This is a genomic window from Pseudomonas sp. NFACC25 (assembly GCF_900100935.1).
GTDB classification, from domain to species: Bacteria; Pseudomonadota; Gammaproteobacteria; order Pseudomonadales; family Pseudomonadaceae; genus Aquipseudomonas; species Aquipseudomonas marginalis.
This window is the reverse complement of record NZ_FMUC01000002.1, coordinates 169,610-182,002: the sequence shown is the minus strand read 5'-3', so window position 1 is coordinate 182,002 and position 12,393 is coordinate 169,610. Positions and strand designations below refer to the sequence as shown.

11 protein-coding genes are annotated in these 12,393 nt (G+C 61.6%); 6 read left to right on the top strand and 5 right to left on the bottom strand.

Going from position 1 to position 12,393, the window contains the following annotated elements; all coding sequences use genetic code 11:
* Positions 1-26: 26 nt before the first annotated feature.
* Both BLQ09_RS04895 and fba read left to right on the top strand, forming a co-directional pair.
* The gene (locus BLQ09_RS04895; protein WP_027606036.1) at positions 27-359 is read left to right on the top strand and encodes an MliC family protein; all 333 of its coding nucleotides are present in this window, start codon (positions 27-29) and stop codon (positions 357-359) included.
* A 235-nt stretch (positions 360-594) separates the two neighbouring features.
* Entirely contained in the window at positions 595-1,659 is a 1,065-nt protein-coding gene (fba, locus tag BLQ09_RS04890) for a class II fructose-bisphosphate aldolase (protein ID WP_003177554.1), read from the top strand.
* Between the two features lie 106 nt (positions 1,660-1,765).
* Here fba and BLQ09_RS04885 read toward each other — a convergent pair whose 3' ends face one another.
* On the bottom strand, positions 1,766-2,431 hold the full coding sequence (locus BLQ09_RS04885) for a polysaccharide lyase family 7 protein (protein WP_027606035.1): 666 nt from the start codon (positions 2,429-2,431) through the stop codon (positions 1,766-1,768).
* Between the two features lie 308 nt (positions 2,432-2,739).
* Between BLQ09_RS04885 and BLQ09_RS04880 the strand changes: the two genes are divergently transcribed.
* The 3 genes from BLQ09_RS04880 to BLQ09_RS04870 are packed head-to-tail and all read left to right on the top strand — an operon-like array spanning position 2,740 to position 5,705.
* Positions 2,740-4,845, top strand: a complete 2,106-nt coding sequence (locus BLQ09_RS04880; protein ID WP_027606034.1) for a putative bifunctional diguanylate cyclase/phosphodiesterase — start codon at positions 2,740-2,742, stop codon at positions 4,843-4,845.
* 43 nt (positions 4,846-4,888) lie between these two features.
* Positions 4,889-5,389 carry a M48 metallopeptidase family protein gene (locus tag BLQ09_RS04875; protein ID WP_027606033.1) on the top strand — a complete coding sequence of 167 codons (501 nt, stop codon included), beginning with the start codon at positions 4,889-4,891 and terminating at the stop codon, positions 5,387-5,389.
* 19 nt (positions 5,390-5,408) lie between these two features.
* Positions 5,409-5,705, top strand: a complete 297-nt coding sequence (locus BLQ09_RS04870; protein WP_027606032.1) for a winged helix-turn-helix domain-containing protein — start codon at positions 5,409-5,411, stop codon at positions 5,703-5,705.
* A 39-nt stretch (positions 5,706-5,744) separates the two neighbouring features.
* On the opposite strand, the gene BLQ09_RS04865 is transcribed toward BLQ09_RS04870, so the two are convergent.
* Positions 5,745-6,197, bottom strand: coding sequence for a GNAT family N-acetyltransferase (locus BLQ09_RS04865; RefSeq protein WP_027606031.1), 453 nt, complete (start codon positions 6,195-6,197; stop codon positions 5,745-5,747).
* 200 nt (positions 6,198-6,397) lie between these two features.
* On the opposite strand from BLQ09_RS04865, the gene BLQ09_RS04860 reads away from it, so the two are divergent.
* Positions 6,398-7,135 carry a substrate-binding periplasmic protein gene (locus tag BLQ09_RS04860; protein ID WP_027606030.1) on the top strand — a complete coding sequence of 246 codons (738 nt, stop codon included), beginning with the start codon at positions 6,398-6,400 and terminating at the stop codon, positions 7,133-7,135.
* Between the two features lie 96 nt (positions 7,136-7,231).
* Here the strand turns inward: BLQ09_RS04860 and yccS are convergent, their stop codons facing one another.
* The 3 genes from yccS to dbpA all read right to left on the bottom strand — a co-directional run bounded on the left by yccS (position 7,232) and on the right by dbpA (position 12,278).
* The gene (gene yccS, locus BLQ09_RS04855; protein WP_092355627.1) at positions 7,232-9,415 is read right to left on the bottom strand and encodes a YccS family putative transporter; all 2,184 of its coding nucleotides are present in this window, start codon (positions 9,413-9,415) and stop codon (positions 7,232-7,234) included.
* A gap of 145 nt (positions 9,416-9,560) precedes the next feature.
* Positions 9,561-10,739, bottom strand: a complete 1,179-nt coding sequence (locus BLQ09_RS04850) for a BaiN/RdsA family NAD(P)/FAD-dependent oxidoreductase (protein ID WP_027606028.1) — start codon at positions 10,737-10,739, stop codon at positions 9,561-9,563.
* Positions 10,740-10,940: 201 nt separating this feature from the next.
* Positions 10,941-12,278: an ATP-dependent RNA helicase DbpA gene (gene dbpA, locus BLQ09_RS04845; RefSeq protein WP_235865629.1), complete on the bottom strand. Its 1,338-nt coding sequence runs from the start codon at positions 12,276-12,278 to the stop codon at positions 10,941-10,943.
* Between the last annotated feature and the right edge of the window lie 115 nt (positions 12,279-12,393).

The following is a 12,393-nucleotide window of genomic DNA, read 5'->3' as shown; positions in this document are numbered from 1 at the left end:
CTTTGGCCCCGCTGCGAGGATTGGCAATGAAAGGCGTTTTCGCCCTGGCAGCCCTGGCCCTATTGGCCGGTTGCAGCAGCATGAACATGTTCAACAAGGCAGAGCCGGAAGGTAAGTGGACCACCTGGACCTGCGACAGCAAGGCCGAGGTCAACTGGCGCTTCGCCAACCAGGCCCGCAGTGAGGTGGATGTACGCCTCGGCGGTTCCGACCAGGTTTATCGCCTCAAACAGGATGTGGCGGCTTCGGGCGTGCTGTACAGCAACGACCAGTTGGCGTTTCACACAAAAGGTGAGGAAGGCCTGGTTTACTGGGTTGCCACTGACGATTTGATCGGGCGGGGCTGCAAGGCCCAATAAGATTTCAACTTTGATGAGATCCAAATGTGGGAGGGGGCTTGCCCCCGATAGCGGTTTGTCAGCACCCCCATGTGCTGACTGAGGCACTGTCATCGGGGGCAAGCCCCCCTTCCACATCAGCAATAACGATTCAGCACGCCAGGCATGCAAAGCCTGACCTGCAATAACTTGAATAGCAGCCGCTGCTACGGCAGGCTTGCACGATTAACGACCCTCGACCGGGAGAGACAACACAATGGCACTTATCAGCATGCGTCAAATGCTGGACCACGCAGCCGAGTTCGGCTACGGCGTCCCAGCCTTTAACGTCAACAACCTTGAGCAGATGCGCGCCATCATGGAAGCCGCTGACAAGACCGACTCCCCAGTGATCGTCCAGGCTTCGGCCGGTGCGCGCAAATACGCCGGTGCCCCGTTCCTGCGTCACCTGATCCTCGCCGCGATCGAAGAATTCCCGCACATCCCGGTGTGCATGCACCAGGACCACGGCACCAGCCCTGACGTGTGCCAGCGTTCCATCCAACTGGGCTTCAGCTCGGTGATGATGGACGGCTCCCTCGGCGAAGACGGCAAGACCCCGACCGACTACGAGTACAACGTACGCGTAACCCAACAAACCGTGGCCATGGCCCACGCCTGCGGCGTTTCGGTTGAAGGCGAACTGGGTTGCCTGGGCTCCCTGGAAACCGGCATGGCCGGTGAAGAAGACGGCATCGGCGCCGAAGGCGTGCTGGATCACAGCCAGATGCTGACCGACCCGGAAGAAGCCGCCGACTTCGTCAAGAAGACCCAAGTGGACGCCCTGGCGATCGCTATCGGCACCAGCCACGGCGCCTACAAGTTCACCAAGCCACCGACCGGCGACGTACTGGCCATCGACCGCATCAAGGAAATCCACAAGCGCATCCCTAACACCCACCTGGTGATGCACGGTTCTTCCTCGGTCCCGCAGGAATGGCTGGCGATCATCAACCAGTACGGCGGCGACATCAAAGAAACCTACGGCGTACCGGTTGAAGAAATCGTCGAAGGCATCAAGTACGGCGTGCGCAAGGTCAACATCGACACCGACCTGCGCCTGGCGTCCACCGGCGCGATGCGCCGCCTGATGGCCACCAACCCGAGCGAGTTCGACCCGCGCAAGTTCTTCGGCGCGACTGTGACCGCGATGCGTGATGTGTGTATCGCTCGTTACGAAGCCTTCGGCACTGCGGGCAACGCTTCGAAGATCAAGCCGATCTCGTTGGAAGCGATGTACCAGCGTTATCTGAAAGGTGAGTTGAACGCTAAGGTGAATTGAGCCTCAGGCGTTAAAAAAGAAGCCCGCAGCGATGCGGGCTTTTTTTTGGCAGGAAATCAGTCTTGCGCCTATCGGGCATTGCCTGCTCGAATCGAGGCCGATCCGTTCACTCGTGATCAATATCCAACTTGGCAAACGTCACCTTCGCGCCTTCCTTGCTGTCCCCGCTGTTGTCCTGCACATATGCGCCCGCCTTGAAGTACAAGGGCTTGGCGGCCCACGCCGCACCAATGCGCTCGTTCCACTCACTGTCAGCGGCGTACACGCTGAGCAGGCCGGCCTTGTTGAGGTTGATCACGTAGGTGAAGCTTTTCTCCAGCGGCACATTGGACGCGACGATGATCACGCGGCTTTCATCTTCGTCCGGGCGCATGCGCACCTTGGCGACGATGTTGCCGGTCTGGGTCTTTTCCTTGAACTGGTATTCGAGCTTGATCAGCGGTTTCTGGCTGTCGTAGGCGTGGATCTGGCCGATGACGATCTTGCCGCTGGAGGGCACCTGGTTGACCGCCAGGGTGGCGCGCAGGAAGTTGTCGGCTTCGGGGTAGGTCCAGTTGCGCAGGCGGCCGTCGGCGTAGGTTTCGCGCAGTTCGCTGCGCGGGTACACGGCGTTTTCGGTGCGGGTGCCGGTGACGGGGGTCCAGAATTGCACGTTGCTGCCTTCGGCCTGGAAGTATTGGTCGTTGAAGCCGCTGAGTAGCTTTGGCGTGTCGATGGTCGCGGGGGGCGAGCCGACCGGAATGCTCAGGTTCCAAGTGGAGAGGTCGATCATGGCATTGGCCTTTTACAGGGGGTGAAGGCTTTGGCCCGGGGGCCTGACAGGTTCTTTATAGGCGGTGGTCAGCCAGTTGTTAAACACTTGCTGGCAATTTATTGGCGCCAAGGGAATGCCAAAAAGCCATGTTTCCCATGAACCGTGGGCTGTAGAGGTTGACCGTTAGTCGGCTGACTGAACTTTGGCGCAATGATGGCGTCCACGTCACTTCTGATTTTCAGGATCCGGGGCTAGAGTGAGGCCTCAATGTTTGTCCGGGTTTTCTCTCAGAAGTGACCGGAGTAGACCCAAGGAAGAGACCTAGCATGGAATGCGCTCCACCTCATGGCGATGGCAGTTCGGTTCTTCTGGTGGTCGATGACTACCCGGAAAATCTGATCAGCATGCGTGCGCTTCTGCAACGTGATGATTGGGTGGTGATCACCGCCGCGTCCGGGGTGGAAGCCCTCGAGTTGCTGCTGCAGCATGAGGTCGACCTGGTGCTGCTGGATGTGATGATGCCCGGCATGGACGGTTTCGAAGTCGCTCGCTTGATGCGCGGCAGCCAGCGCACGCGCATGACCCCGATCATCTTTCTGAGTGCCAACGCCCAATCCCCCGCCGCCGTGCTGGAAGGCTACGCCAGCGGCGCCATCGACTACCTGTTCAAGCCCTTCGACCCGCACATCCTCAAGCCCAAGGTCCAGGCGTTGCTGGAGCACCAGCGCAACCGCCGGGCCTTGCAGCGCCTGAGCCATGACCTGGAGTCCGCCCGGGCGTTCAATGCCTCGGTATTGGACAACGCCGCCGAGGGCATCCTGGTGGTGAGTGAAGAGGGCGTGATCGAATACGCCAATCCGGCGATTTCGCGCCTGCTCAATGCCACGATCCAGGAACTGCAAGGCCAGGACTTCCTGAGTTTCCTGCAAAAGCCCCATGTGCCCACATGGCCAGATTCGCAAATGTACGCCGACTACCGCCGCGGTGAAACCTGGCGCCTGCACGATGCGCTCCTGCGCACCAGCCGTGGCCAGCAAGTGCCGGTGGCGTTGTCCTGCGCGCCGCTGCCCGCAGAACAGAAGGCCATGGTGGTGACGGTGCTGGATATGTCCGAAGTGCGCCACCTGCACCAGCAGCTGGAATTCCAGGCCGTGACGGATCCGCTGACCGGGCTGTTGAACCGGCGCGGTTTCTACCAGGCGGTGGAAAACACCTTATCCCGCAGTGAGCGGACAGAGCAGTCCCTGGTGTTGCTGTACCTGGACCTTGACGGTTTCAAGCGGGTCAACGATTCCCTGGGCCATGATGCCGGCGACCGTGTATTGCGCTGGGTCTCGGAGCAATTGCAGGGTTGTCTGCGCTCCTACGACATTATCGGCCGCATGGGCGGCGATGAATTCACGGCGTTGCTGGAGCTGGAGTTTCCGGAGCAGGCGGCAAAGATCTCGGAAAAGCTGATCGAGCGAGTGTCGGTGTGCCAGCAGGTCGACGGTTTGGATGTGATGCTCGGCGTCAGCATCGGCATTGCCACCTTCCCGGATTGCGGCTCGGATTTGAGTGGGTTGCTGCGCGCGGCCGACATCGCCATGTACGAAGCCAAGCGCGCCGGCCGCCAGCAATATCGTTATTACGACCAGGAAATGAACGGTCGCGCCCGCTCGCGGTTGATGCTTGAAGACAGCGTGCGCACGGCGATTCAAAACAAGGATTTCACCCTGGTCTATCAGCCCCAGGTTTCGCTGGTGGATGGGCGTTTGCGCGGCGTTGAGGTGTTGTTGCGCTGGCGGCACCCCAGCGTCGGCGATGTGCCGCCGGGGCTGTTTTTACCCTTGCTGGAAGAGGCGCGGCTGATCAGTCAACTGAGCGCGTGGATCTATCAGCAGATCGCCGCCCAGCGCCAGGCGTGGCAAGCCGCGTTCGACGATGAATTGGTGCTGAGCGTGAGCCTGAGCAGCAGCCAGTTCAATATGCCTAACCTGGTGAACCAACTGCAGCAGATGCTGGAGCGCTATGGGCTGGAGGGGTACCAGTTGGAGGTGGAAATCAGCGAGGACTGCCTGATGAGTAACCTGGAAGAGGCCGCCAAGCAGCTCAAGTTGCTGCGCCGTATCGGGGTGCGTATCGCCCTGGATGACTTCGGTTCGGGGCAATGTTCCCTGGCGCATTTGCGCGACCTGGCCTTCGATACGCTCAAGCTTGATCCGCAATTGGTTGCGCGGCTGCCGGGCTCGGTGCGGGACGCGGCGATGGCGCGCAGTATTATCGAGCTGTGCAGGCATTTTGAGGTGGTCGTGGTGGCCGAGGGCGTGGAAACCCAGGAGCAGGCCCAGTGGCTCAAGGCCCAGGGTTGCCCGTTTATCCAGGGGCCGTGGGCGGCGCAGCCCCTGATGGCTGAAGAAGTGGTCGACTGGTCACGCGCCCGCGTGCGCTGAATTCGCTACACTGGCGCCCATCCGAATCCTGTTGCAGACCCCAATGACCGCGCTGAAATACCTCCAGGCCTACCCCGCTGCCCTCCAGGAGCAAGTGCGCCAACTGATCGCCAAGGACCAGTTGGGCGCCTACCTGGAACAGCGTTACCCCGACCGCCATGGGGTGCAGAGCGACAAAGCCCTGTACGCCTATGCCCAGGCCTTGAAGCAGGAACACCTGCGCAACGCGCCGGCCATCGACAAAGTGCTGTTCGATAACCGCCTGGACCTGACCCACCGCGCCCTGGGCCTGCACACCACGATTTCGCGGGTGCAGGGCGGCAACCTCAAATCCAAGAAAGAGATCCGCATTGCCTCGCTGTTCAAAGAGGCCGCGCCGCAATTCCTGCGCATGATCGTGGTTCACGAGCTGGCGCACTTCAAGGAATCGGACCACAACAAAGCGTTCTACAAACTCTGCGACTACATGATGCCCGGCTACCACCAGGTGGAATTCGACCTGCGGGTGTACCTCACGTATCGCGACCTGCAGGGCAAACCCTGACCGCACAAGGCGACTGACCATGGATGTGAGCAAGACCAAAAGCAGCTTCTACCGCCGGCTGTACGTGGCGTACCTGATCGACAGTGGGCTGGCCAGCAGCGTCCCGGCGCTGACCGAGGTCACCGGCATGCCCCGGCGCACCGCGCAGGACACGATTGCGGCGCTGGCGGACCTGGATATTGTGTGTGAGTTCGAGCAGGAGGATGGGGCCCGCAACCATGCCGGGCATTATCGGATTCGCGATTGGGGCGCGATTGATCGGGGGTGGATCGAGGTGAATCTCAGCCAGATCAAGCGGGTTTTGGATTACCCCTGAGTTCAGCGGTGGCGGGGCCGACGCTATCGGGAGCAAGCCTCAAGTACGCCGCATCCCGATATGCGGAATGTCATCCTCCAGGTATTCCTCACCCGCCACCACAAACCCATACCGCCCGTAATACCCCTGCAGATGGGCCTGGGCTGACAGGAAGATCGGCGTCTCAGGCCAGATATCGTCAATCTGCCTGAGGGTTTCTTCCATCATCTGGTGCCCCAGCCCGGTGCCCCGTGCAACCGGCGCCACGATCACGCGGCCGATCACCACGTCGCCGCCCTGGGACTCCGGATCCAGCAGCCGCAGGTAGGCCACCAGCTCGTCGTCTTTCCAGGCCATCAGGTGATGGGTATCGCCCGCCAGGTCTTGCCCGTCGATATCCTGGTAGACGCACTTCTGCTCGACAACAAAGACCTCGCCGCGCAAACGCAAAATGGCGTACAGCTGCTCCTTGCCAAGGTCGGTGTGATGTTTACAGACCCAATCGACTGTCATGGTGTGTTCTCGCTTGAATGTCTGTTCTGGATAGTAAGCGCAGCGGGCGACTCTGTCTAAATCGACTATTTTTGTGAATGAAATCAATTTGCCATCATTGAGTGCTCTCGACGTCCGTTTCTTTGTGTAATCTGAGCTAATGTTAGAACCTCAGGCCCTGCCTGAGCCAAGGCCACCGCCTGCCGCCAAGGATTTTGAGCATGCCGCGATTGTCTCGTGCCGTTGCTTTGATTGGAGTGTTGTTGCTGGCGACACCTGTGTTCGCACAGCGTCTGCGCCTGGTCGCGGATGCCTGGCCACCGTTTACCGATGCCACCTTGATCAACGGTGGCCTGGCCACCGATATAGTCACCACGGCCCTAGCCCGTGCGGGCTATGCCAGCGACTTCCAACAGGTGCCCTGGGCGCGGGCGCTGATGGGGGTGGGCGACGGGCGCTATGACGTGCTGGTCAACGCCTGGTACGACGAGGCCCGTACACAATTGGGGCAGTTTTCCGGCGAATACCTGCTCAATCGCGTACGTTTTATCAAGCGCCGTGACGATCCCATCGAGTTCCAGAACCTGGAGCAGTTGCACGACTATCCCATTGCCGTGGTGCGCGGTTATGCCTATTCAGCGGCGTTCGATGGGGATGGGCAGTTGCAGAAAGTGCCGGTGCATAACTTCGCCATGGCGGTGCGCATGCTGGCGGCGCAGCGGGTGCGGTTGACCGTGGAGGATGAGTATGTGGCGCGCTATTACTTGTCGCGCGAGTCGGTGCGGGTGCGCAATGCGGTGGAGTTTCTGCCCACACCGCTGAGCGAAAACAGCCTGCATATCCTGGTCAGCCTGAAGAACCCTGAGCATGCGCAGATCGTTGCCGGTTTTGACCGCGAGATTGCCAGGATGAAGGCGGATGGCAGTTATGAGCGGTTGATGAAGGCCCATGGCATGTAGGGCCTGTGCGGGCCTCATCGGGGGCAAGCCCCCTCCCACAGTTTTGATTTGTAAACACAGTCAACATGTGGGAGGGGGCTTGCCCCCGATAGCGGTCTAAGCCGCGCTGGTGTCCTTGATCAAATGCGCCGCCAGCGTGCGCAACGGTCCCAACTGTCTGCATATCAACGCCAACTGCGTCTGCACCAGCCGCTGCCCTTCATCAATCTCATCCGGCATCTGCTCCAGGTCCGCCGCCAAGGCCTCCTCGGCATCGCTCTGAATCGCAATCGGCTGCTTGTTCGCCAGCCCGGTGGCGATTTCGTCAATGCTCGCCGCCAGGCTATTGCCGGCGCCATCGATCAAGTGCGCGCGCACCTCGGCCGGCAGTTGGGTTTCGCGGTGTGCCCCGAGCCCCGACAGGTAGCTGAGCAAGGTGTGCGACAGCACCAGGAAGCGGAAGCCCACATCCGCTTCCTTACGGAAATGCCCAGGCTCCATCAGCATATTCGCCAGGGTGGTGGACAGCGCCGCATCGGCGTTGTGGGCATTGCGCCGGGCCAGGCGGTAGGCCAGGTCGTCGCTCTTGCCGGCGGCGTATTGCTGCATGATCTGGCGCAGGTAGATGCTGTTGCAGGTCAGGGTGTTGGCCAGCACTTTGTTCAGTCGTCGGCCTTGCCAGTCCGGGAGGAACAGGAACACCGCCAGGCCCGCGATCAGGCTGCCGAGCAGGGTATCGAACAGGCGTGGCAGGAACAGTCCGTAGCCATCGCCCACCTGGTTGAAGCAGAACAGCACCATCAGGGTGATCGCCGCCGTGGCCAGGGTGTAGCGGGTGGTGCGGTTGATAAAGAACACCAGGCCGGCGGCGATTGCGAACATTGATTGCACCAGCGGGCTTGGGAACAGGTCGAACAGCGCCCACGCCACGGTGAGGCCGATGGCGGTGCCGATGATTCGCTGGCCGAGCTTGCGCCGCGTGGCACCGTAGTTCGGTTGGCAAACGAACAGCGTGGTGAGGATGATCCAGTAGCCCTGGGAGGCGTGGATCGCATGCAGCATGCCGTAGCCGACGGTCAGCGCCAGGGACAGGCGCAGCGCATGGCGGAACAGCAGCGATGTCGGCGTGAGTTGGGTACGCAGGCGCGTCCACATTTCCTTCAGGTTGCGTGGGGCGCGGTCCAGCAGGTTGCTGTCGGTGGCATCGGCCAGGGCGTCTGGGTTGCTGGCGTCGCCGAGCAGGCGGTCGAGGGTGGACAGGTTGGCCGCCAGGGCGCGCAAGGAGCGCAGCAGGCCGCGCCAGGCCGGGTTGCTCTGGATGCGCAGGTGTTCCAGGGAGGCGTTCAGGTCGCTGAGGGCTTCGGCGAAGCTGTCGTCATAGATGAACGGCTGACGCAACTGGATCGACTCGGCCAGGGACTGGCAGGCCTTGCCTTGCTGGCGCAACAGGCGTTGGCAGCGGAACAGCACATCGCTGTGGAAGAACGCATCGGCCAGGGCGTTGTAAGGATAGTGGGACGAGCTGGCGCGTTCGTGGATGTCCTGGGCCAGGAAGTACAGCTTGAGGTAGCGACTGACCTTCGAGCCGGGTCGGCCATTGCCGACGCGGTGCAGGATGATTTCCTTCGCCGCATTCAGCGCCGCCACCACCCGGCCGTTTTGCTGGGCCAGTTCCAGGCGGCGGGCTTCCACGTCCAGTTGGCGAATCGGTTCGAACAACGACGACTTGAGCTTCAGGTAGCGCCCCAGCTCACGGAACAACCGCGCCAGGCTCTGCTGCACCGGCTGGTTGGAAAACAGCGCCTGCCACAGCACCGATAACGCGCCGTACCAGGCGGCGCCGGCCACCAGCAGCAACGGCTCATGCCAGAAATCACTGACGGCGCCGCCGCGCTGGTCCACGCCGATCATGGTGTAGACCGACAGGATCAAGGTGGCCGAAGCAATCGCACCATAGCGTTCGCCCAAGGCGCCGAGCATGGTCAGGCAGAACGTGGCCAGGGCCAGGGAGATGGCGAAAATCCAGGGGTAGGGGAACAACAGCTCCACCGACAGCGCGGCAATGCTGAAACACACCAGCGTCACCGCCAGGGCGTTGAGGCGGCCTTGCCAACTGTCGTCGGTCTCGGCCAGGGCGCTGGCGATAATCCCCAGGAACAGCGGGATCAGCAGGGTCATTTCATCCTGATACCAGCACAGCGCCATGCTGCCGGTGAGGGCGATAAACACCCGGATGCTGTAGCTGAATTTATCCAGCGCCCACAGGCGCCGCATGGACTGCTTGAACGAGGTCGATGACATGAAGTCTGGAGTCTTCCGGGACGATGCCGCTAAATTGAGCCATCAGTGACGCCACGGCAAGGGTGGTGATCACATCTGGCAGCAAATTATTCCCAGGCATACCGCAAATCAAATGTGGGAAGGAGCCAGCCCCCTCCCACATTCATCAGGCGTACTGCGCTGCGGCGTAACCCGAGGCCCACGCCCACTGGAAGTTAAACCCGCCCAGATGCCCGGTCACATCCAGCACTTCCCCAATAAAGTACAAGCCCGGGCTTTTCAGCGATTCCATGGTCTTGGACGAGACTTCCCGCGTATCCACCCCGCCCAAGGTCACCTCGGCCGTGCGGTAGCCTTCGGTGCCCGCCGGCACCAGCTGCCAGCTCGAGAGTTTTTGCGCGATATCGGCCACTTCAGCGTGGGTGTACTGCTTCATCGGCTTGGACGCGAACCAGGTGTCCGCCAGCAGGTTGGCCATCTTCTTGGTGAAGATTTCACCCAGCAGGGTTTTCAGCTCGCTGTTGGGGCGCTCGACCTGCTGCTGTTGCAGCCAGGTGTGGGCGTCGTGGTCGGGCAGCAGGTTGATCTCCAGCGTGTCGCCGGACTCCCAGTAGGAGGAAATCTGCAGAATCGCCGGGCCGCTGAGGCCGCGATGGGTAAACAGGAGGTTTTCGCGAAAGCTCTGGCCGTTGCAGCTGACCAGGCAATCCACCGAGGTCCCGGACAGCTCGCCACACAAGTCCTTGAGCTGGTCGGTGATGGTGAACGGCACCAGCCCGGCGCGGGTCGGCAACAGCTCATGGCCGAACTGCCTGGCGACTTGATAGCCAAAGCCGCTGGCGCCCAGGGTCGGGATCGACAGGCCGCCGGTGGCGATCACCAGGGATTCGCAGCGCAGTTCACCCAAGGTGGTCTGCAACTGGTAGCCGCTGTCGAGCTTGGCGATTTCTTCAATCGAAGTGTCCAGGTGCAGGCTCACGCCGGTCTGGATGCATTCGTCCAACAGCATGCCGAGGATGTCGCTGGATTTGTTATCGCAGAACAGCTGGCCGAGTTTCTTCTCGTGGTACGGCACGCCGTGCTTGGCCACCAGGCCGATGAAATCCCACTGGGTGTAACGGGCCAGGGCCGACTTGCAGAAGTGCGCGTTGTGCGAGAGGAAATTGGCCGGCTCGGTGTACATATTGGTGAAATTGCAGCGGCCACCGCCGGACATCAGGATCTTCTTGCCGGCCTTGTTCGCATGGTCGAGCAGCATCACCTTGCGCCCACGCCCGGCGGCGGTCAGTGCGCACATCAAGCCTGCGGCACCGGCGCCAATGATCACAACTTCGGTCGAGCGCACAGCAATGTCCTCACAAAAATACGGGTCTGAAATGCAATCAAAATTGTGGGAGGGGGGCTTGCGCCCCGATTCAATGGGGCTGCTTCGCAGCCCAGCGCGGGGCAAGCCCGCTCACCACAGCAAGCCCGTTCACCACAGCAAGCTCACTCACCACAGCAAGCGCCCTCCCACATTGGATCTCCATATAGGTCGGAGATCGTGTTACAGGATCCGCACACGCAACGAGCGGCCTTTGATCTTGCCGTCGTTCAAGCGCTGCAACGCCTGCTTGGCGATGCCGCGTTCCACGGCCACGAAGGCCTGGAAGTCGAAGATCGCGATCTTGCCGACCTGGGCACCCGGGATGCCGGCTTCGCCCGTCAATGCGCCGAGGATGTCGCCCGGGCGCACCTTGTCTTTGCGTCCGGCGGCGATGCACAGGGTGCTCATCACCGGCAGCAGCGGACCACCGCTTTGCGGCTTGAGGTTGTCCAGTTGGTCCCAGTTCAGCGGCGACTTCTGCAGTTGCTCGATGGCTTGGGCGCGGTGTGCTTCGGACGGCGCCACCAGGCTGATGGCGATGCCGGTCTCACCGGCGCGACCGGTACGGCCCACGCGGTGGATGTGGATTTCCGAGTCGCGGGCCAGTTCGACGTTGATGACCATGTCCAGCGCGTCGATGTCCAGGCCGCGGGCGGCGACGTCGGTGGCCACCAGCACCGAGGTACTGCGGTTGGCGAACATCGCCAATACCTGGTCACGGTCGCGCTGTTCCAGGTCGCCATGCAGGCCGACGGCGGAAATGCCCTTGGCCGTCAGGTGGTCGACGGTTTCCTGCACTTGCTGCTTGGTGAAGCAGAACGCCACGCAGGAGGCCGGGCGGAAATGCGCCAGCACCTTGGTCACGGCGTCCATGCGTTCTTCCGGGGAGATCTCGTAGAAACGCTGCTCGATCTGGTCGTCGGAGTGGAACGCTTCGGCTTTCACTTGCTGCGGCGCGCGCATGAATTTCGACGCCAGTTGCTTGATGCTCACCGGGTAGGTGGCCGAGAACAGCAGGGTCTGGCGGCGCGGCGGGGTCTTGCTGATGATGTCTTCGATGGCGTCGTAGAAGCCCATGTCGAGCATGCGGTCGGCTTCGTCGAGGATCAGGGTGTTCAAGCCGTCCAGCACCAGCGAACCCTTGCGCAGGTGTTGCTGGATACGGCCCGGGGTGCCGACGATCACGTGGGCGCCGTGCTCCAGGGAAGCGATCTGCGGACCGAGGGACACGCCGCCGCACAGGGTCAGGACCTTGATGTTGTCTTCGGCGCGGGCCAGGCGGCGGATTTCCTTGGCGACCTGGTCGGCCAGCTCACGGGTCGGGCACATCACCAGGGCCTGGCAGCCGAAGTAGCGCGGGTTGATCGGGTTCAGCAGGCCAATGCCGAACGCCGCGGTCTTGCCGCTGCCGGTCTTGGCCTGGGCAATCAGGTCCAGCCCCTTGAGGATCACCGGCAAGCTTTGCGCCTGGATCTGCGTCATCTCGACATAACCCAGCGAGTCGAGGTTAGCCAGCATGGTGGCGGACAGGGGCAAAGTATTAAAAGCGGTGGCGATGGTAGTCACGGGACTGGCTCTGCAAAACAAAATGTCGCGCAGTGTACCAGCCCTGTGGGAATTTCCCCGCAAGTTC